Genomic DNA, 17,495 nt, shown 5'->3' with positions numbered 1-17,495 from the left:
GTGTCGGCTATGTCTCAGTACCGTCACTGGGCGAGCCATTCGTGTTCTCCAGAGCGTTAACTCCTACAAGTACGACGCACTTCTGGAGGTGCAGGATGGTGAACGGGCGAACGGTGCTCGAGGGCTTTCCCGCAGGCGGACCGCGAGGATCATGGCCGGCGGAGGAGTTCGCGCACGCGCGGCGACTCGAAGGCATGCCCGCCGAGGTCGTGATGGACCTGGCGACCGACACGTTCCTGGTGATCGTGCGCGGCGGCGACGGAGCCGAGGGCTAGCCGAGCGCCGGCCAAAGGGCTACCCCACCTTCCGGACGGGCACCTTGGTCGTGAACTGGTCCGCCTGGAGTGCGTACAGCTCCGCGTAGACCCCGCCGCTCGCCAGGAGTTCGTCGGGGGTCCCGGACTCCACGACCTGGCCCTGGTCCAGGACGTGCACCAGATCGGCGTGGCGGACCGACGCCAGCCGGTGCGTGATCAGTACGACGGTCTGCCCGCTGCCCGCCAGCGCACGGATCTTCTCGAACACCTCCAGCTCGGCCCGGGCGTCCAGGGCGGCCGTCGGCTCGTCCACGATCAGGATGCGCCCGCGCCGGTAGGCGGCCCGCGCGATGCCCAGCCGCTGCCACTGACCGCCGGACAGCTCGTGCCCGCCGCTGAAGTTCCGGGCCAGCAGGGTCTCGAGGCCGCGTGGCAGGTCCTCGACCACCTCCTCTGCGCCGGCCTCCGAGACAGACCTGGTCAGCCGCTCCTCGGTGAGCGGCGCCGACGAGCGGCCGACGGCCACATTGACCTTGGCGGTGAAGGGCCAGCGCTTGAAGTCCTGGGCCAGCATCGCGACGCGCTCGGCGAGCCGGTGCCGGTCGGCCTTCGCCGCGTCGACCCCGTCCCACAGGATGCGGCCCCGGTCCGGCTGGTAGAGCCCGGCCAGCAGCTTGACCAGGGTGGTCTTGCCGGAGCCGTTCTCGCCGACCAGGGCGACGATCCGGCCGAGCGGGAGCGTCAGGGTGACGTCGTCGAGGGCGGGGCGGGTGGAATCACCCGGATAGGTGAACGTGACGTTCTCGAAGCGGATCTCCCGCGGATCCTCCGGGAGCGGGTCGCCGCCGATCGGGATCGCCCGTTCGGCGGCCTCGACGTACAGCCGCTCCAGGTCGCCGACGAACAGTGCCTCCTCGTGCAGCGTGTTGATCTCCAACACGAGCGTGTTGAGGCTCGCCGAGCCGGTGCGGATCGCGATCACCGCAGTACCGGCCACCGACAGGGCCATCGCCCCGCTCAGCAGCAGGGCGCCCAGTGTCGCGTAGGTGGCGACGGTCGCGAGACCGGTCCAGGCCGCCGCGATCAGGCCGGTGCGGGCGGCGAGCCGGGCCAGCCGGGCCTGCTCGGCCTCCGCCGTCTCCGACATCGCCCGGAAGTGCCGCAGCAGGAACGGGCCCACCCCGTGCACCCGGATCTCCGGCGCCGCCTCAGGCTCGGTGAGCAGGGCGCTGATCAGATGGCCGGCGCGGGCGTGCTGCACCCAGGTGTGGAACGACTCGTAGCGGCGCCGGGCGTTGGTCAGGGCTCCCCAGGCGCTGGGAATCGTCATCGTGATCAGCAGTGGCAGCAGGGCCGGGTGCAGCACGGTCAGTACACCGGCCGCGGCGATCAGCGAGATCATCGCGTTCACCACACGTGTGCCGTACATGATCATGCGGCGGGCGGAGGAGGCGCCGTACTGCGCGGTGTCCAGCAGTTTGTGGAAGGCGTGGTCCTCGATCGCGGCGAGTTCGACGGCCGCGGCGCGCTCCAGGTACATCTCGGTCGCCACCCGCTCGACCTTGGGTTCGAGGCGGCCCGTGGCGTAGGTGGAGGCGGCACGCAGCATGGCGGCCACGAACATCACGGTGGCCATGATCACCAGGGCGGGGGCGGCGCCGTGCAGCCGTTCCTCGATGGTGCCGGTGCCGATCAGCCGGCCCAGCACGCTGTTCACGGCCAGCAGGCTCACGGCCTGGGACACGCCGATGGCCACCTGCGCGGCCAGCACCACGCGCGCGGCGCCGGCGTCCGCCTGGCGGGCCAGCCGCAGGCTGGACGTGAGCATGCCGGGCAGACGGGTCAGCATCGCGCGGAGGTCCAGCTCCAGGAAGGCGTCCCGGTGCTGGTTCCAACCCATGTCGTAGCGGAGCGGCCCTCCGAACAGCAGCCGCTCCGACTCCGACACATCGCACGCCTCCGTGTCCCGCCTCTTCGTCACCGCGTTCCTCCCAGGGCCGTCGACGAACGGCCACTATCGCGGGCACGACGGCCCCCGGGCAGGGCGTGCGACGGGGCTCGCGGGGCGCGGGGGAGTGCGCTGGGAGTGCGGGGTGGGAGGGGGTGGAACGGGGGTGGGGTGGGCCGGGGATGGGGTGGATCGAGGGTGGGGTGGATCGAGGGTGGGGTGGAACGAGGGGGGCTGGGCCGGGGGCGGTCTGGGCCGAGGGTGGGCTGAACCAGCCGGGCGAGTTTTTGGGAGTTCGGTGCGGTGGTTGGGCGGGTCTTGGGTGTGGCGGCTGGGCGGGTCTTTGGTGCGGGTGGTTGGGCGGGTCTTGGGCGCGGCGGCTGGGCGGGTCTTCGGTGCCGATGGTCGGGCGAGTCTTCGTTGCGGGCGACCAGGCCGGTCAGCGATTCGCGCAGCCGATCCGGCCGCCGTCGGCTCGCAGCGCCGAACTGGTCCTCGGTCCGAAGGCAGCCGAGCCCGGTCCTCGGTTCGCACAGGCGAGTCGGGCCTCGGCTCGAACAGGCGATCCGGCCCTTGGCTCACGCAGCGAAGCTGATCCCCGGTTCGAAAGCAGACGATCCGGTCCTCGGTCCGGACAGCACCCGATCCGGTCCTCGGTCCGGACAGCACCCGATCCGGTCCTCGGTCCGGACAGCAGCCGAGATGGTCCTCGGTCCGGACGGCAGACGAGATGGTCCTCGGTTCGAACAGCAGCCCTGGCCCTCGGTCAGAACAGCCGAGCCGATCCCCGCCGCCCGGTCTCTCGCGCCGCCCCTGTCGGCTGAAGCCGCGCAGCGGTCACGCGCTCAGTGGGCGGGACCACTCCGGCGTCGTCCCCGTCACCCGGCACAGGGCGAGGTAGAGCGGTATCGGCGGGGTGTACGGCACCGTGCCGTCGGGGCGGTGGATCAGCCGGGCGGCGCCGGGCAGCGGGGCCCCCGGACTGTAGTGAGCCGGTGCGGGCCAGGTCAGGGCGTAGTCGGAGTCCGCCGGGACGATCCACCACCAGCGCGTGCCGTCGGCGTACACACAGCCCACCCGTGGCAGCCGGGGTACCACCAGCGGCCCGAGGCGCGCCGGTACGGCCACGGTGTCGCAGCCCAGTGGTGTTGTCATGCCCTCGGGCACCGGGAGCCGACGCACACCGCCCGCGGCCGCCGGTCGTTGCCCGCGCTGCAGCCGGACCAGGGTGTCGAGACCCAGCGACCGGCCGGAACCGGGGATGCCGTTCACGCCTGCCTCCGCCCGGGCACCGGGCGCAGCGCCGCCTCCGACTGCCCCTCTTCCCCGGAACCGGGCGAGGGACGGTGGACCGGGCTGTGCGCGGGCCCCTGCGACGGGTCGCGCGAGGGCCCGCGGGACGAGCCGCGCGACGGGCCCGGGTCGGGGCGGGCGCCCCACCCCAGGTCGTTGCGGGGTTCGGCGGTGTCCTGGGCGGCGTCGGTCTGGCGCGGCAGCTCCGCCCATACCAGCAGCCCAGGACCGTGTTCCTGAGCCCCCCAGGCCTGGCACAGCGCCTCGACGAGGAGCAACCCCCTCCCGTGCTCCTCCTCCGGACGCTGCGGGGACGGGTGGGGCTCATCCGGTGCACAGCCCTCGTCGTGCACGGCTATGCGCACCGTGTCGTCGTGGTCATGCAGCTCGCACACGACGCGACTGCTCGCGGTGTGCACGATCGCATTGGTGACCAACTCGGATATGACGAGCATGGCGGTGTCACAGGTGTCCGCGCACACCGACCAGCCGGTCAGCCGGGCACGCACCAGGCGTCTGGCCTGTGCGGGAGAACCCGGATGAGCGGCCAGCTCGAACCGGAACCGGCGCTCGGCAGTGCCCCTACCAGGGGCGACCACCGCGGCAGCGCCGAGACCGAAACGGTCTGCGGCGGCGTCTGTTCCTAAGGGCGCGGACGGAATCACGCTTGCCACTATCGCCCCGCCGTGAACACTTGGCAAGAGTCACTCTGAAAAATGCAGAGTGCTGTGTGACGCGGTGAGGGGCCGTGGCACACTGCTCGCAACAGCATGTCGAGCGGCGCCAGTTGGGATCAGTGAGGATTCGGCGGGCCGATCGGGCCAATGCGATTGATGTGACCGAACCGGAAGTTTCCGGTTGTTCCGGTCAATTCGGTCCTCTGCCCTGTCTGGTCATTCCGTCAGATCCTCGAATGAGCCTTCGAATGGCGCCGCTGGGCTGTCAGCATGCCGGTGACAGGTGACACCTGTAGGTGGCGGCCGCCGTGCCGCCGACCAACGCAAGTGGCCGCCCAGCCGGGGAACTTCGTGGAGGTGGAGCGTGAGCGAGCCGCGGTCCGCGCCGACTGTGGGTCAGGTGGTCCTCGGTCGGCGCCTCCTTGACCTGCGCGAACGCGCCGGGCTCAAGCGTGAGGAGGCCGCCCGTGTGCTCCGCGTGGCGCCCGCCACCGTCCGCCGTATGGAGATGGCCGAGGTCGCCCTCAAGATCCCGTACCTCCAACTGCTCCTGAAGGCCTACGGGGTGACCGACGACGAGGCCGACGTCTTCGTCCGGCTCGCCGAGGAGGCCAACCAGCCCGGCTGGTGGCAGCGGTTCCATGACATCCTGCCGAGCTGGTTCTCCATGTACGTCAGCCTGGAGGGCGCGGCGAGCCTGATCCGTTCCTACGAACCGCACTTCGTGCCCGGGCTGCTGCAGACCGAGGACTACGCACGCGGGGTGCTGAAGTCGGGCGCCGTCGGCCAGACCTGGCCGGAGGACATCGAGCGCCATGTCGCCCTGCGCATGCAGCGCCAGGGTCTGCTCACCCGTGATGACGCTCCCCGCTTCTGGGCCGTGATGGACGAGACCGCCCTGCGCCGCCCGGTCGGGGGCCTGGAGGTGATGCGCGCGCAGATCGACCGGCTGCTAGAGGTCACGAAGCTGCCCAATGTGACGCTCCAGGTCGCCCCGTTCGAGAGCGGGCCGCACCCGGGGACGTACGGGCCCTTCGTGCTGTTCCGATTCGCCATGCCCGAACTGCCGGACATGGTCTACAGCGAGTACCTGACCGGCGCCGTCTACCTGGACGCGCGCACCGAGGTGGCGACCCACCTCGAGGTCATGGACCGCATGGCGGCGCAGGCCGCTACGGCACAACGCACGAAGGAGATCCTCCGGGATCTCCGCAAGGAGCTGTGAATGGATCGCATCAAGCCCCAGTCCGGGCCGCGGAACCGCACCGAGCGGATCTACAATGGCATGCCCGCCCGGGAACTGGGCAGCGAGGGCTGGCACAAGCCGTGGAGCGGCGGCAACGGCGGCAACTGCCTGGAGGCGATGAAGCTGGCCGACGGCCGGATCGCCGTCCGCCAGTCGACCGACCCCGACGGACCGGCGCTGATCTACACCACGGACGAGATGACTGCCTTCATCGAGGGCGCCAAGGCGGGGGAGGCCGACTTCCTGCTCTCCTGACCCTGCTCTTCCCCTTGTTCAGCTTCTTCAGCACGCTCAGCTTCGATTCAACTCCCTTTTCCTGGTACTAAATTGATCATTGACCGCGTCGGACGCTTATGGAGTGCCTCATGACCGGGCAGGACCGCACCGTGATCGACACCAGCAAGCCGCATCCCGCGCGGATGTACGACTGGTATCTCGGCGGCAAGGACAACTACCCGGTCGACGAGGAGATGGGCAGGCAGATGCTCGCCCTCGACCCCCGGGTGCCGGTGATGGCGCGGGTCAACCGTGCCTTCATGCACCGCGCCACCCGGTGGCTGGCCGAGCAGGGCGTACGGCAGTTCCTGGACATCGGCACGGGCATCCCCACCGAGCCCAACCTGCACCAGATCGCCCAGGGCGTCGCGCCCGAGGCCCGGGTCGTCTACTGCGACAACGACCCGATCGTGCTGGCTCACGCGGCTGCCCTGCTGCGCAGCACACCCGAGGGTGCGACGGAGTATCTCCAGGCCGATGTGCGTGACCCGGCGGCGATCGTCGCCGGCGCACGCGAGATCCTGGACCTCGACCGTCCGGTCGCGCTGTCGCTCGTCGCCCTGCTCCACTTCGTCCCCGACGAGGACGGGGCGCACGAGCTGGTCGGCCGGCTGCTTGCCGAACTGCCGTCCGGCAGCTACCTGATGATGACCCACGCCACCGCCGACTTCACCCCGGAGGAGTCGGCGGCGGCCACCGCGAAGCTCAAAGCGGCCGGAGTCACCCTGGCGCTGCGCTCCCGGGAGGAGTGCGGCCGCTTCTTCGACGGCCTGGAACTCGTCGACCCCGGCGTCTCGGTGGTCCACCACTGGCATCCGGAGCTGGGTGAGCCGGTGCCGGGGCAGGACGACGGGGTGATTCCGGGGTACGGGGCGGTGGGGCGCAAGCCGTAACCGGGCGCCTCGGTGTTTGCGGGCGGCCGGGACCAGAGTCACGCCCACATGCGCCGGGGCATCCGCGACAACGTCCAGGAACCGCTGGACGAACGCCGACACCTCTGACCCGGCCCCGCCCGCCCTGCTCTTCCCAGCCACCCCGCCCCTCACGCACACGGTCACCTACACGGTCATCGGCCGGTCGTACGGCGATATAGGCGCCGGCAGCTGCGAACTCCCCGTCAGATAGCGGTCGACGGCCGCCGCCACCGCACGCCCCTCCGCGATCGCCCAGACGATGAGCGACTGCCCGCGCGCCGCGTCCCCGGCGGCGAACACACCAGGCACGTTCGTGGTGAACTCCGCGTCCCGGGCGATCGTCCCGCGCGGCTCCGTCACCACCCCCAGCTGGTCGATGAGCCCGTCCTCCCGGTCGGGCCCCGAGAAACCGAGTGCGAGCAGCACCATGTCGGTGGGCAGCGTCCGACCGGTCCCCTGCACCGGGCGCCGCGCCGCGTCCACCTCCGTCAGGTGCAGCGACCTCACATGCCCGTTCTCGTCGCCGGTGAAGCGGAGCGTCGACGCCGCGAACAACCGCGCGTCCGCGTGCGCCGCGGGTGCCGTCTCCAGATCCCGCGCCTCCTCGTGCGCCGCCGACAGCCGGTAGATCTTCGGATACGTCGGCCACGGCTCGACGTCCTCGTCCCGCTCCGCTCCCGGCTGCGCGTAGATGTCCAGCTGGGTCACCGACGCGGCCCGCTCCCGCACCGCCGTCCCCAGACAGTCCGCCCCCGTGTCACCCCCGCCCACGATCACCACATGCTTACCGGCCGCCGACAGCGGCGACCGCGCCAGATCCCCCTCGCACACCCGGTTGGACAGCGGCAGATACTCCATCGCCTGGTGTATTCCATCCAACTCCCGACCCGGCACCGGAAGTTCCCGCCACGCCGTCGCCCCGGTCGCGATCACCACCGCGTCGTACCGCCCCCGCAGCTCCGCCGCCCCGATGTCCCGCCCCACCGCCACCGACGTACGGAACTTCGTTCCCTCGGCACGCATCTGGCCCAGCCGTCGCTCCAGATGGTGTTTCTCCATCTTGAACGAGGGGATGCCGTACCGCATCAGCCCGCCGAGCCGGTCGTCCTTCTCGTACACGGCGACGGTGTGACCGGCCCGGGTCAGCTGCTGCGCCGCCGCGAGCCCGGTCGGACCGGAGCCGATCACCGCCACGGTCCGCCCGGACAGCCGTTCCGGCGGCCGTGGCGAGGCGAACCCCTCCGCCCAGGCCCGGTCGGCTATGGCGCACTCGACGTTCTTGATCGTGACGGCCGGCTGGTTGATCGCGAGCACGCACCCCGCCTCGCACGGTGCCGGACACAACCTCCCCGTGAACTCGGGGAAGTTGTTCGTCGCGTGCAGCCGGTCGCTCGCCGCCAGCCAGTCCTCCCGCGACACCAGGTCGTTCCACTCGGGGATCAGATTGCCCAGCGGACAGGCGTCGTGGCAGAACGGCACCCCGCAGTCCATGCAGCGGTCCGCCTGCTTGCTGATGATGGGCAGCAGCGCCCCGGGGACGTACACCTCGTCCCAGTCCCGGACCCGCTCCTCGACCGGCCGCCGCGGCCACTCCTCCCGCGGCGTGGTCATGAAACCCTTGGGGTCGGCCATGGTCGACTTCCTCGCGTGCGATTGCCCCAGGCCGTGCGTCATCGGGCGGCACTCTTTCGGCCACGATACGTCCGCTCGGTTACGCCCGCAGAGTGGCTGACAGCGCCTTCTGCCGGGGGCTTCCTCAGCCGGGAGCCAGCCGGAGGCCAGCCAGAGGCCAGTCCGGCGTCAGTTTTCTCCCATGCCTCCCTCAGAACAGGGCCAGTACATACAGGACCGCCGCCGTGGCCGCCGCGAGGGTGCGCACCTGGTTCCACTGCGTCCACTCACGCACATACGCCGGCCAGTAGGAGGCGGCCTCCGGCGTGCCCGGCTCCAGCTTGGCCAGCGCCTCGTTTCTGGGCACATTCTTCACCAAGGTCAGCCCGAACGAACCGAACAGATACAGCGCGCTGCCCAGCAGCAGCTCCGTCCTCCCCTCGTCCGGCCACACCACGAACGTCACCACCGCGATCATCGCGCACAGCACCGCCGACCCGGCGAACACCAGCATGAACGCCGGGGTCAGGGCCGCGCGGTTGATCGCGTTCATCGCGGCGACCCCCTGTGCCGACGGCAACGAGGCCAGCCCACGCATCACGAGGGCCGAGAACCCGCAGAACACCCCCGCCACCAGCCCGGTCCCCAGTACCCCCAGCAGGACCAGTACGTAATACGGCCCGTCGATCACGACCACCACACTCACTCTCGCCCCTCGCCTCCGACACCGCCGTCACTCAAGTCAATGCCCACGACTGACCGATTCCCATGGCTGTGAAGCATGTCCACATACACATCCGCCGAAATCCCTCCCGTCCCCGGCCCCGTCCCCGCTGCGCCGCCGTACCGGCATCCCGGCGATGCCTGCGCAGCGCTGCCCGGGGTCAGCCGGTCAAGCGGATCTCCACCCCGGCCTCCCACCCCCGCAGCACCGCCTCCACCGTCCTCGCGATCCGCCGCCGCGCCTCGTACCGTGGCACCCCGCTCATCAGCAGCTGGTCGTACGGCGTGTCCACATGCCGTACCCCCGCCACCACCGCCGAGACCACGGCGCTCTCAGTCAGCGCCCGCCCGGCCGCGGTCCGCCCCACCCGGCCGCTGCCCCGCAGCGACGCGTGCGCCGCGACCGCCAGGGCCCGCTCCACCGGACAGCCCGGGAACAAACGCAGGATCTCCGCCGCGAACGCCTCCGTGAACCGCACATCCTCCGCCGCCCGCCGCTTCGCGTCCCGCGCCCGGCGACGCCGCCGTGCCTCGGCGTCGGCCAGACACCGCGCCTCGGCCCGGGCCAGCGCGGCCTCCTCTACGAGGACGCCCTGCCGCTCGTACCGGCTCTTGCGCCGGTTGTACCGCACCACCACGGCCGACAGCGTGCTCTCCTCCCGCGACCGCCGGGTCAGAGCCGTGTCCCCACGCGGCAGGAACACCAGATGCCCGAGATCGGCACACTCCAGACATCGCGGCGCCCCGTCCTCCAGCACCAGCATCGACAACGGCCCGCGCCGACAGGCCGCACACCGCTTGTGCCGAAGGGGCTGCACAGCCAGAAGTCCGCCGTGGTGCGGGGGAGTTGCGAGGCGCGTCATATGCGGTTCTTTCCCCTGTCCACGGCTGGAACCCACGTCGGCTACGCCCTTTTGGCCTCCTCCCGGAAGTTGAACACCGACACCCGTGTACGGTGGCGCGCCGGTCTCTCGATCTCGTCGACCACGGCCACCGCGAGATCCGCGTACGACAGCCAGGGCTCGCCCTCGGGCACCAGCTCCCGCCGCCCACCCGGTAAAGCCCGGTCCGTTCCCCGCCGTGCTCCGGGAAGCCGGCCGGTGTGAGCATCACCCAGTCGACGGCCTCCTCTCCCCGTTCCCGGAAGCGCGCCAGCCCCGCGGTGTGCGCCAGCGCGAACGGCCGTATCTCCACCGGAAACACCGTCGGGTCGTCCATCACGGGCCGCCCGTCCATCCCGAGGCAATTCGCGCGCCCGTGACACCCACCGCCATCGCTGACGACCGTCGACGGACGCCGAAACCGCCCCGGCCTGCCCGGCGGCCCCGCCCCACACGGCATCATGACCCCGTGCGACTCGAAGCGATCACCTGGGACCGGCTCGCCGAGCGTCTCGCCGATCGGCTCCTCGAACTGAAGCCCGCCGACGGGGGTGCCTGGCCGCGCGTCGCTTTCGACGGCGCCCCGGCCGCCCGCCCCGGGGATCTCGCGGAGCGCGTCGCGGAGGCACTGCGCGTACGGGGCAGGCCTTCGCTCGTCGTGGGCACCGAGGGCTTCCTGCGCCCCGCCTCGCTGCGTCTGGAGTACGGCCGCCGTGACGCGGAGTCGTACTACGGCGGCTGGTTCGACACCAACGCCCTGTGGCGGGAGGTCTTCGGCCCCCTCGACCCCGGCGGGACCGGCCGCGTCCTGCCCGACCTGTGGGACCCGGCCACCGACCGAGCCACCCGCACCCCCTATGTCCACCTCCAGCCCGGTGGCTTCCTGCTGCTGCACGGACCGCTCCTGCTGCGGCACTGGTTCCCGTTCGACCTGACCGTTCACCTCCTCCTGTCACCCGGCGCCCTGCGCCGCCGAACGCCCGAGACCGACCAATGGACCCTCCCCGCCTTCGAACGCTACGAGGCCGAGACCGACCCTGCCGGCACGGCCGACGTCCTGGTCCGGGCCGACGACCCACGGCATCCGGCGTGGAGCGGCTGAGCGTTCCGCGGCGGGCCCGGCGATCTGCTCTCGGCGGCCGATTCGGCAAACCGCTTTTATGCGTGTGCATGTAACTGGTCTGGTCGGATGACGATCTCCACGAACACCTCCGTCACCTTCGACGACTCCGTGCGCGTCCTCCTCGACGGCAAGAATTTCGCCGCCGTCGCCACGCTCGGCCCCGACGGTGCCCCGCAGAACTCGGTGGTCCGGATCAAACGCGAGGGCGACACGGTGCTGTTCTCCTCCACCGACGGCCGCCAGAAAGTGCGCAACCTCCGCCGTGACCCCCGCGTCAGTCTCACCGTCTTCGACCTGGCCGACCCCTACCACTCGGCGGAGATCCGCGGCACCGCCGAGATTCTCCCGGACGAGGGCAAGCGGCTCCCGTGCGAGCTCTCCCACAAGTACCTCGGCATCGACCCGCCCGCGGAGAACGACGACGAGGTGCGCGTGATCATCAGGGTCGTCCCGCGCAGGGTCGTCGCCTTCTCGGCCTGAGGCGGCCTCGGGGGCCGTGGTCCTCGGAGCCGGTCGTGGAGCTCAGAGCCAGCCGTTGCGCCGAAAACCCCGGTACAGCACCAGACAGGCCACGGATATGACACCGATGACGAGCGGATAGCCGAACCGCCAGTGCAGCTCCGGCATGTGATCGAAGTTCATGCCGTACACCCCGCACACCATCGTCGGCACGGCGATCACCGCGGCCCAGGCCGTGATCTTCCGCATGTCCTCGTTCTGTGCGACCGTCACCTGCGCCAGATGCGCCTGGAGAATGGAGTTGAGCAGTTCGTCGAAGGACGCGATCTGCTCCTTGGCCCGCATCAGATGGTCGAGCACGTCCCGGAAGTAGGCCTGTATCTCCGGGGCGATCACCCGTATCGGCCGGGTGGTCAGCTCCTCCATCGGCCTGCCGAGCGGTACCACCGCCCGCTTCAGCTCAAGGAGTTCACGCTTCATCTGGTAGATCCGCCCCGGGTCGGCCCGCGCGCCGTTCTCCGCGAACACATCCGCCTCCACCTGGTCGATGTCGGCTTGCACCGCGTCCGTGACGTTCAGATAGTCGTCGACCACATGGTCCGCGATCGCGTGCAGCACCGCCGCAGGACCCTTGGCCAGCTGACCAGGCGTCGCCTCCAGCTCCTCACGCAGCGGCCCCAGCGAGCCGTGCCGGCCGTGCCGCACGGTGATCACGAACTCCTCGCCGACGAACACCATGATCTCGCCGGTGTTCACCACCTCGCTGGTCGCCGTCAGCGTCTCGTGCTCCACGTAGCAGACCGTCTTGAACACCGCGAACAGCGTCTCGCCGTACCGCTCCACCTTCGGGCGCTGATGGGCCTCGACCGCGTCCTCCACGGCCAGCGGGTGCAGGTCGAACAGGTCGGCGATGCCCGCGAACTCACTGTCCGTCGGCTCGTGCAGCCCCAGCCAGACGAACCCCTCGCCCTTCTTACGCACCCGCTCCACGGCGGAGTACAGATCGCTGCACTCCGGGACCCGCACCCCCTCCTCGTATGTGACGCAATTGACCACCGAGGAGCCCAACGGGGACCGTGCGTGATGGTTCAGGTCGACGCGGGGCCGCCGCCGGGCCAGCCGTGCCACCTTGCGCAGGCCGCCGGCCCTGCCAAGCCCTGTGACCTTCCGCAGATTCCCTGCCATCGTCATCCGGATCTCCTTGCATGGATCCCTCGCGCAACGCTTCCGCGCCCTGCCGGGCAAGTCTGCCAGCCCGGCGTGAGGCACGGGTAAGGCTGTGGGAGCAGCGGATTCCGGTTGGTTCCCGCCTGTGGACAACCCGGCTCCCCTCCCGGACAAGCCGGGCAACTGGGATGATCGCTTCATGACACAGGCCGACGGATATCTCCTCGACAACCGCAAGAGCGAGGCCGGACAGCGCTTCGACGCCTTCGCCACCCTCTTCGACCCCACCACCTTCCGGCACCTTGAGGCATTCGGTCTCGGACCGGGCCGGCGCTGCTGGGAGGTCGGGGCCGGCGGCACCTCCGTGGTGTCCTGGCTGGCGAAGAAGGTCGGACCGACCGGGCAGGTCGTCGCCACCGACATCAACACCTCGCTGCTCGCCACGGCCGCCCACCCACCGGTCGAGGTCCGCACCCACGACGTCGGGGCCGAGGAGCCGCCGGGGGAAGGCTTCGACCTGGTGCACGCCCGGCTCGTGCTGGTCCATGTCCCGGACCGGGAACGGGCGTTGCGCTCCATGATCAAGGCCCTGCGCTCCGGCGGACGGCTGCTGATCGAGGACGCCGACCCCGCCCTCCAGCCCCTGACCTGCCCCTACGAGTACGGCCCCGAGCAACAGCTCGCCAACCGCCTGCGCCAGGGCTTCCGCAAGCTCCTCGCCGAACGCGGCGCCGACCTGTCGTACGGCCGCAAACTCCCGCAACTGCTCCGCGAGGCCGGGCTGCACCACGTGGAGGCCGACGCCTACTTCCCTGTCGCCTCGCCCGCCTGCACCGCCCTGGAATCCGCCACGGTCCGGCAGATCCGCGACCAGCTCGTCACCGCGGGTCTGGCCACCGACGAGGAGATCGACCAGCACCTGGCCAACGTGGCGGCGGGCAGCATGGACCTCGCCACAGCCCCGATGATCTCGGCATGGGGCCGCAAGGAGTAGGTCCGCCGGGCAAGGCAGGCCTGCCGGACAAGGCGCCGGCCCGCCGCTTTGGGCCGCGGTGCCGTGTCAGCCGTGGACGGGCGGTCTGGCGCCCACGCGTTCCACCGCCCTCGCGCCCGCCCGGCAGCCCCGCGCCGCCGCTTCCCCGGGATCCGCGCCGGCGATCAGCGCGGCGAGGAACGCCCCGGTGAAGGCGTCACCTGCACCCGTGGTGTCCCTAGGCGTCGCCGGTTCGGCCGGAACCCGCGCGAGGACGTCGCCCGCCTCGGCGACCAGTGCGCCGTCCGCCCCCGCCTTGGCCACCACCAGCGGCACATGGCGGCTCAACTCTGCCGCCGCCTCTGCCGGATCGGGCAGCCCCGTGAGCAGACAGGCCTCGTCCCGGCTCGGCAGCAGGACGTCCACGCCCTTGACGAGCGCCAGGAAGCGGTCCACACCCAGCGCCACGAGGAACCCGGCCGACGCCGGGTCCAGGCTCACCGGCACGCCACGCGCGCGTGCCGACGCCAGTGCCACCGCCACCAGCGCCCGGCTCGGCCCGGAGAACAGCAGATAACCGGACAGATGCAGCCGGGCGACCCCGTCGAGCAGCGCGTCCGACCAGTCGGCGGGTTCCAGCCGCAGCGACGCCCCGCTGTCCGTGAGAAAGGTGCGCTCGGCCGAGGCGCCGTTGTCGACCAGGCAGATGACCGTCCCCGTCGCGGCCTCCGGGTCCACCACCAGCCTTGGCCGCACCCCGGCCGCGACCAGCTCCCGCTCGTGCCACTCGGCCGCGTCCGCGCCGACCCGCCCCAGCAGCCGTACGTCCGCACAGCCCGTACGGGCGGCCCAGCAGGCCACATTGGCACCTGCCCCGCCGGGCACGGTACGGATCACCGCGGCCGTGTCCGTGCCGGTCGCGAGCGGACCCCGGTGCCGCGCGACGACGTCGGTGACGACGTCCCCGACGACCAGCAGCGCGCCCTCTCCGGCTGTCGTCACCCCCTGGCCCACGCCGAGGCGATCCGCGCCGCCAGCCGTACGTTGCCCCGTACGGCCGCCAGGTTGGCCTCCAGCGAGGCGCCGTCCGTGTGCCGGACCAGATAGTCGAGCAGGAACGGCGTGACCGCCTGACCGGTGATCCCCTCCGCGTCGCACGCGTGCAGCGCGTCGGCGAGCACCCGCGCGTGCAGCGCGGGATCGAGCTGCTCCGCCTCCGGGACCGGATGGGCGACGATCAGCGCCGTATCCGCCGCGTCGAGCGCGTCCTGCGCCCGCATGACGTCCGCGACCTGCACCGGGGTCTCCAGCGTCCAGTCGACCGGATACCCGGAGTCGGACAGATAGAAGCCGGGGAAGCGGGCCGTGCCGTAGCCGGCCACCGCCACACCCAGGGTCTCCAGACGCTGCAGGGTCGCCGGCACGTCCAGGATCGACTTCACGCCCGCACACACCACCGTGATCCGGGTGCGCGCCAGCAGTCCCAGGTCGGCGGACTCGTCCTGGGTCACCGTCCACTCCCGGTGGACCCCGCCGAGACCGCCCGTCGCGAACACCCGGATGCCGGCCAGCGAAGCCAGCTGCGCCGTCGCCGACACGGTGGTCGCCCCGCTCGCCCTCGCCGCCACGGCGAGCGGCAGGTCGCGGTGGCCCAGCTTGCGGATCCCGTCCTCGTTGGCGACCCGCTCCAACTGGTCCTTGGCCAGGCCGACATGGGGCCGCCCGTCCAGCACCGCGATGGTCGCGGGCACGGCACCCTCGCGCCGTACCGCCTCTTCCAGCTCCAGCGCCACCTGAAGGTTGCGCGGGCGCGGCAGCCCATGCGCGATGATCGTGGACTCCAGGGCCACCACTGCCCGGCCCGCGCCGAGTGCCTCACGGACCTCTTCCGACACCACCAGCACCACGCGCCTGCCTCCTGTCCGTCGGTCTTCCCTCATCTCTGGCGGGCGGCACGCCCGGCTAAACGCTTGCGGCCCGTGCGGGACGCCACCAGCCTGGGCAGCATGACGAATCACACGGCACGTCTGGACCATGTCGTCCTCTGGGTCGCCGATCCGGTCGCCGCGGCCGGCTTCTACGAGCGGATGCTCGGCCTGGAGCCCCTGCGGGTCGCCGAGTTCACTGCGGGAGAGGTGTCCTTCCCCTCCGTACGCGTCAACGAGGAGACGATCCTCGACCTCGCGCCGCACACCCTCGCCGAGCGCATGCCGGCGCTCCCCGGCTCCGCGGACAGTGCGGGCCACCCGGTGCACCACATCTGTCTGTCCCTGCCGTCCGACGCTTTCGACGCCCTGCGCGCCCGCCTCGCCGAGCACGCCGTCCCCATGACCGAGGTCGGCCACGACTCCTTCGGCGCCCGCGGGAAGGCCCCGCGCAACTTCTACTTCCGCGACCCGGACGGCAACGTCGTCGAGGCGCGGCACTACGGCTGACCGTCGCTCCCGCCGGGGCGCCTCAGAACAGCGGCTCGGGCAGAACGCCCTCCAGGGCGAGCAGCTTCCGCTTGGTCTCCAGACCGCCGCCGAACCCGCCGATGCCGCCGTGGCTCTCCACCACCCGGTGACACGGCACGACGACCGGCAGCGGATTGGCGCCCATCGCCGCCCCCACCGCCTGCGCCCCGCCGGGCTGCCCCACCCGTCCGGCCAGATCGCCGTATCCGACCACGGTGCCGTATGGGACACCGGCGGCCAGCTCGCGCAGCACCTGCCGGTTGAAGCCGGAGATCAGCGACCAGTCCAGCGGCAGGTCGAAGTCCTGGCGCTCGCCCTCGAAGTACGCCCGCAGCTGGCGTATCGCCTCGGCCAGCACCGGAGCCGCGGCGTCCTCGACGGGCTCGGCGCCCAGCCGGGCCGCCAGCCGCTCCAGAGTCCGCTCCCGCACCGTGTCCGTGGCGTGGAACACCACGGTGACCAGGCCCTCGCGGGTCGCCGCCAGCAGCAGTGGACCGATGTCGGTGCCCACGACCGCCCACACCACCCGCTGCTCGTACTGCCCTTCGCTGTCCATGCGACCCACCGTACGACCCGCCACTGACAACGGCCGCGCTCAGCTCGCGCGCAGCGCGGCCCGCACCACGTCCGGCTTGTTGGTGATGATCCCGTCGACGCCGTAGCGGACGGCCTTCCACGTGGTGGCCGCGTCGTTCACCGTCCACGTGAAGACGCGCAGCGGCTTGCCGTGCGGGCCGTCGAACGAGTGCACGAAGGTGACGTAACCGGCGGAGATCGAACCCACGGACGGGTTGATCAGGTCGGTGAAGCCCGCGTACCGGTGCAGGGACGCCACGGGCGGTGTGCCGAGGTAGCCGGTTGTCACGGCGGGCCTGAGACCGTGCACGATGCGCAGGCTGTCCGCGCTGAAGCTCTGCACGACGATCCGGCCGAGGTGCCGGCCGTCCAGCCAGCCCTCGTTGCCCAGCAGCTCGAGGATCTGCCGCTCGATGCCCGGGTACAGCTCCGGGTTCTTGATCTCCAGGAGCAGCTTCTCGTGGTTGTGCTCGACCCTGCGCATGTATTGCGCCAGAGTCGGCACGCGCGTGCCCGTGTACGCGGCGGAGAACCAGCTGCCCGCGTCCAGCCTGGCGATCTCGGCGGCGGTGAAGTCCTTCACCTTCCAGGGTGCCCGGCCGGGGAAGACCTGTTCGACGTTCGTGGTGCGCTCGAGGCTGTCGTCGTGGAGGACGACCAGTCGGCCGTCCTTGGTGCGCTGGACGTCGTTCTCGACCCAGGCGAAGCCCAGCGCCGCCGCCTTGTCGACGGCGGCCAGCGTGTTTTCGGGTGCGTAGGCGGAGGCACCCCGGTGTGCCAGCACCGTGGGCTCGCGTGCGTCGCCCGCCCGGGCGGCGGGCACCGGGCTCAGCAGAGCGGCCGTTCCAAGCAGCGCGGTGGTGGTGGCGGCTACGGCACGCGCGCGCATGCGTACTCCTCACGTGTGGCGAATAC

Annotated in this window: 20 protein-coding genes; 8 read left to right on the top strand and 12 right to left on the bottom strand. The window is 71.2% G+C overall.

Features of this window, described 5'->3' with window-relative positions:
• Positions 1 to 95 precede the first annotated feature (95 nt).
• Positions 96 to 275, top strand: coding sequence for a DUF8839 family protein (locus tag ABTY98_RS32350; protein ID WP_352224613.1), 180 nt, complete (start codon positions 96 to 98; stop codon positions 273 to 275).
• A 19-nt stretch (positions 276 to 294) separates the two neighbouring features.
• Here the strand turns inward: ABTY98_RS32350 and ABTY98_RS32345 are convergent, their stop codons facing one another.
• The 3 genes from ABTY98_RS32345 to ABTY98_RS32335 all read right to left on the bottom strand — a co-directional run bounded on the left by ABTY98_RS32345 (position 295) and on the right by ABTY98_RS32335 (position 4,199).
• Positions 295 to 2,157 carry an ABC transporter ATP-binding protein gene (locus ABTY98_RS32345; protein ID WP_352224635.1) on the bottom strand — a complete coding sequence of 621 codons (1,863 nt, stop codon included), beginning with the start codon at positions 2,155 to 2,157 and terminating at the stop codon, positions 295 to 297.
• An 885-nt stretch (positions 2,158 to 3,042) separates the two neighbouring features.
• Entirely contained in the window at positions 3,043 to 3,477 is a 435-nt protein-coding gene (locus ABTY98_RS32340) for a hypothetical protein (RefSeq protein ID WP_352224612.1), read from the bottom strand.
• On the bottom strand, positions 3,474 to 4,199 hold the full coding sequence (locus ABTY98_RS32335) for an ATP-binding protein (protein WP_352224611.1): 726 nt from the start codon (positions 4,197 to 4,199) through the stop codon (positions 3,474 to 3,476). The genes ABTY98_RS32340 and ABTY98_RS32335 overlap by 4 nt, the downstream gene beginning before the upstream one ends.
• Positions 4,200 to 4,539: 340 nt before the next feature.
• Here ABTY98_RS32335 and ABTY98_RS32330 point away from each other — a divergent pair, with 340 nt between their 5' ends.
• The 3 genes from ABTY98_RS32330 to ABTY98_RS32320 all read left to right on the top strand — a co-directional run bounded on the left by ABTY98_RS32330 (position 4,540) and on the right by ABTY98_RS32320 (position 6,590).
• Positions 4,540 to 5,400, top strand: coding sequence for a Sco1979 family transcriptional regulator (locus ABTY98_RS32330; protein ID WP_352224610.1), 861 nt, complete (start codon positions 4,540 to 4,542; stop codon positions 5,398 to 5,400).
• Complete coding sequence (locus ABTY98_RS32325; RefSeq protein ID WP_089100964.1) at positions 5,401 to 5,676, top strand: DUF397 domain-containing protein; 276 nt, start codon at positions 5,401 to 5,403, stop codon at positions 5,674 to 5,676. It abuts the gene before it with no gap.
• Between the two features lie 110 nt (positions 5,677 to 5,786).
• Positions 5,787 to 6,590, top strand: coding sequence for an SAM-dependent methyltransferase (locus tag ABTY98_RS32320; protein WP_352224609.1), 804 nt, complete (start codon positions 5,787 to 5,789; stop codon positions 6,588 to 6,590).
• A gap of 165 nt (positions 6,591 to 6,755) precedes the next feature.
• Here the strand turns inward: ABTY98_RS32320 and ABTY98_RS32315 are convergent, their stop codons facing one another.
• The 4 genes from ABTY98_RS32315 to ABTY98_RS32300 all read right to left on the bottom strand — a co-directional run bounded on the left by ABTY98_RS32315 (position 6,756) and on the right by ABTY98_RS32300 (position 9,981).
• On the bottom strand, positions 6,756 to 8,243 hold the full coding sequence (locus ABTY98_RS32315) for a glutamate synthase subunit beta (protein WP_352224608.1): 1,488 nt from the start codon (positions 8,241 to 8,243) through the stop codon (positions 6,756 to 6,758).
• A gap of 190 nt (positions 8,244 to 8,433) precedes the next feature.
• Positions 8,434 to 8,913 (bottom strand): anthrone oxygenase family protein, encoded by a 480-nt coding sequence (locus ABTY98_RS32310; protein WP_352224634.1) that lies wholly within the window; start codon positions 8,911 to 8,913, stop codon positions 8,434 to 8,436.
• A 193-nt stretch (positions 8,914 to 9,106) separates the two neighbouring features.
• On the bottom strand, positions 9,107 to 9,808 hold the full coding sequence (locus ABTY98_RS32305) for a DUF2293 domain-containing protein (protein WP_352224607.1): 702 nt from the start codon (positions 9,806 to 9,808) through the stop codon (positions 9,107 to 9,109).
• A 41-nt stretch (positions 9,809 to 9,849) separates the two neighbouring features.
• Positions 9,850 to 9,981 (bottom strand): hypothetical protein, encoded by a 132-nt coding sequence (locus ABTY98_RS32300; protein WP_352224606.1) that lies wholly within the window; start codon positions 9,979 to 9,981, stop codon positions 9,850 to 9,852.
• A gap of 314 nt (positions 9,982 to 10,295) precedes the next feature.
• On the opposite strand from ABTY98_RS32300, the gene ABTY98_RS32295 reads away from it, so the two are divergent.
• Positions 10,296 to 10,928 carry a nucleoside/nucleotide kinase family protein gene (locus tag ABTY98_RS32295; protein ID WP_352224605.1) on the top strand — a complete coding sequence of 211 codons (633 nt, stop codon included), beginning with the start codon at positions 10,296 to 10,298 and terminating at the stop codon, positions 10,926 to 10,928.
• A gap of 87 nt (positions 10,929 to 11,015) precedes the next feature.
• The gene (locus tag ABTY98_RS32290) at positions 11,016 to 11,429 is read left to right on the top strand and encodes a PPOX class F420-dependent oxidoreductase (protein WP_352224604.1); all 414 of its coding nucleotides are present in this window, start codon (positions 11,016 to 11,018) and stop codon (positions 11,427 to 11,429) included.
• A gap of 42 nt (positions 11,430 to 11,471) precedes the next feature.
• On the opposite strand, the gene corA is transcribed toward ABTY98_RS32290, so the two are convergent.
• Positions 11,472 to 12,599, bottom strand: coding sequence for a magnesium/cobalt transporter CorA (gene corA / locus ABTY98_RS32285; protein WP_352224603.1), 1,128 nt, complete (start codon positions 12,597 to 12,599; stop codon positions 11,472 to 11,474).
• Positions 12,600 to 12,774: 175 nt separating this feature from the next.
• Here corA and ABTY98_RS32280 point away from each other — a divergent pair, with 175 nt between their 5' ends.
• On the top strand, positions 12,775 to 13,569 hold the full coding sequence (locus tag ABTY98_RS32280) for a methyltransferase domain-containing protein (RefSeq protein WP_352224602.1): 795 nt from the start codon (positions 12,775 to 12,777) through the stop codon (positions 13,567 to 13,569).
• Between the two features lie 66 nt (positions 13,570 to 13,635).
• Here the strand turns inward: ABTY98_RS32280 and ABTY98_RS32275 are convergent, their stop codons facing one another.
• Positions 13,636 to 14,550 (bottom strand): carbohydrate kinase family protein, encoded by a 915-nt coding sequence (locus ABTY98_RS32275; protein ID WP_352224601.1) that lies wholly within the window; start codon positions 14,548 to 14,550, stop codon positions 13,636 to 13,638.
• Positions 14,547 to 15,452, bottom strand: coding sequence for a pseudouridine-5'-phosphate glycosidase (locus tag ABTY98_RS32270; RefSeq protein ID WP_352224633.1), 906 nt, complete (start codon positions 15,450 to 15,452; stop codon positions 14,547 to 14,549). The genes ABTY98_RS32275 and ABTY98_RS32270 overlap by 4 nt, the downstream gene beginning before the upstream one ends.
• A gap of 102 nt (positions 15,453 to 15,554) precedes the next feature.
• Between ABTY98_RS32270 and ABTY98_RS32265 the strand changes: the two genes are divergently transcribed.
• Positions 15,555 to 15,983, top strand: coding sequence for a VOC family protein (locus ABTY98_RS32265; protein ID WP_352224600.1), 429 nt, complete (start codon positions 15,555 to 15,557; stop codon positions 15,981 to 15,983).
• A gap of 22 nt (positions 15,984 to 16,005) precedes the next feature.
• Here the strand turns inward: ABTY98_RS32265 and ABTY98_RS32260 are convergent, their stop codons facing one another.
• Together ABTY98_RS32260 and ABTY98_RS32255 are read right to left on the bottom strand one after the other, a co-directional pair.
• Positions 16,006 to 16,560: a methylated-DNA--[protein]-cysteine S-methyltransferase gene (locus ABTY98_RS32260; RefSeq protein ID WP_352224599.1), complete on the bottom strand. Its 555-nt coding sequence runs from the start codon at positions 16,558 to 16,560 to the stop codon at positions 16,006 to 16,008.
• A 39-nt stretch (positions 16,561 to 16,599) separates the two neighbouring features.
• Complete coding sequence (locus ABTY98_RS32255; RefSeq protein ID WP_352224598.1) at positions 16,600 to 17,469, bottom strand: glycerophosphodiester phosphodiesterase; 870 nt, start codon at positions 17,467 to 17,469, stop codon at positions 16,600 to 16,602.
• Between the last annotated feature and the right edge of the window lie 26 nt (positions 17,470 to 17,495).

The sequence above is a fragment of the Streptomyces sp. NPDC096040 genome (genome assembly GCF_040303265.1).
Classification (GTDB): Bacteria; Actinomycetota; Actinomycetes; order Streptomycetales; family Streptomycetaceae; genus Streptomyces.
This window is presented reverse-complemented; position numbering and strand designations above follow the sequence as displayed.

Bases quoted from the DNA above. Each gene is read 5' to 3' on its own strand.
- ABTY98_RS32315 (WP_352224608.1), bottom strand. From the start codon at position 8,243: ATGGCCGACCCCAAGGGTTTCATGACCACGCCGCGGGAGGAGTGGCCG.
- ABTY98_RS32260 (WP_352224599.1), bottom strand. From the start codon at position 16,560: ATGGACAGCGAAGGGCAGTACGAGCAGCGGGTGGTGTGGGCGGTCGTG.
- ABTY98_RS32290 (WP_352224604.1), top strand. From the start codon at position 11,016: ATGACGATCTCCACGAACACCTCCGTCACCTTCGACGACTCCGTGCGC.
- ABTY98_RS32325 (WP_089100964.1), top strand. From the start codon at position 5,401: ATGGATCGCATCAAGCCCCAGTCCGGGCCGCGGAACCGCACCGAGCGG.
- ABTY98_RS32345 (WP_352224635.1), bottom strand. From the start codon at position 2,157: ATGGGTTGGAACCAGCACCGGGACGCCTTCCTGGAGCTGGACCTCCGC.
- ABTY98_RS32305 (WP_352224607.1), bottom strand. From the start codon at position 9,808: ATGACGCGCCTCGCAACTCCCCCGCACCACGGCGGACTTCTGGCTGTG.
- ABTY98_RS32320 (WP_352224609.1), top strand. From the start codon at position 5,787: ATGACCGGGCAGGACCGCACCGTGATCGACACCAGCAAGCCGCATCCC.
- ABTY98_RS32255 (WP_352224598.1), bottom strand. From the start codon at position 17,469: ATGCGCGCGCGTGCCGTAGCCGCCACCACCACCGCGCTGCTTGGAACG.
- corA (WP_352224603.1), bottom strand. From the start codon at position 12,599: ATGACGATGGCAGGGAATCTGCGGAAGGTCACAGGGCTTGGCAGGGCC.
- ABTY98_RS32350 (WP_352224613.1), top strand. From the start codon at position 96: ATGGTGAACGGGCGAACGGTGCTCGAGGGCTTTCCCGCAGGCGGACCG.
- ABTY98_RS32280 (WP_352224602.1), top strand. From the start codon at position 12,775: ATGACACAGGCCGACGGATATCTCCTCGACAACCGCAAGAGCGAGGCC.
- ABTY98_RS32265 (WP_352224600.1), top strand. From the start codon at position 15,555: ATGACGAATCACACGGCACGTCTGGACCATGTCGTCCTCTGGGTCGCC.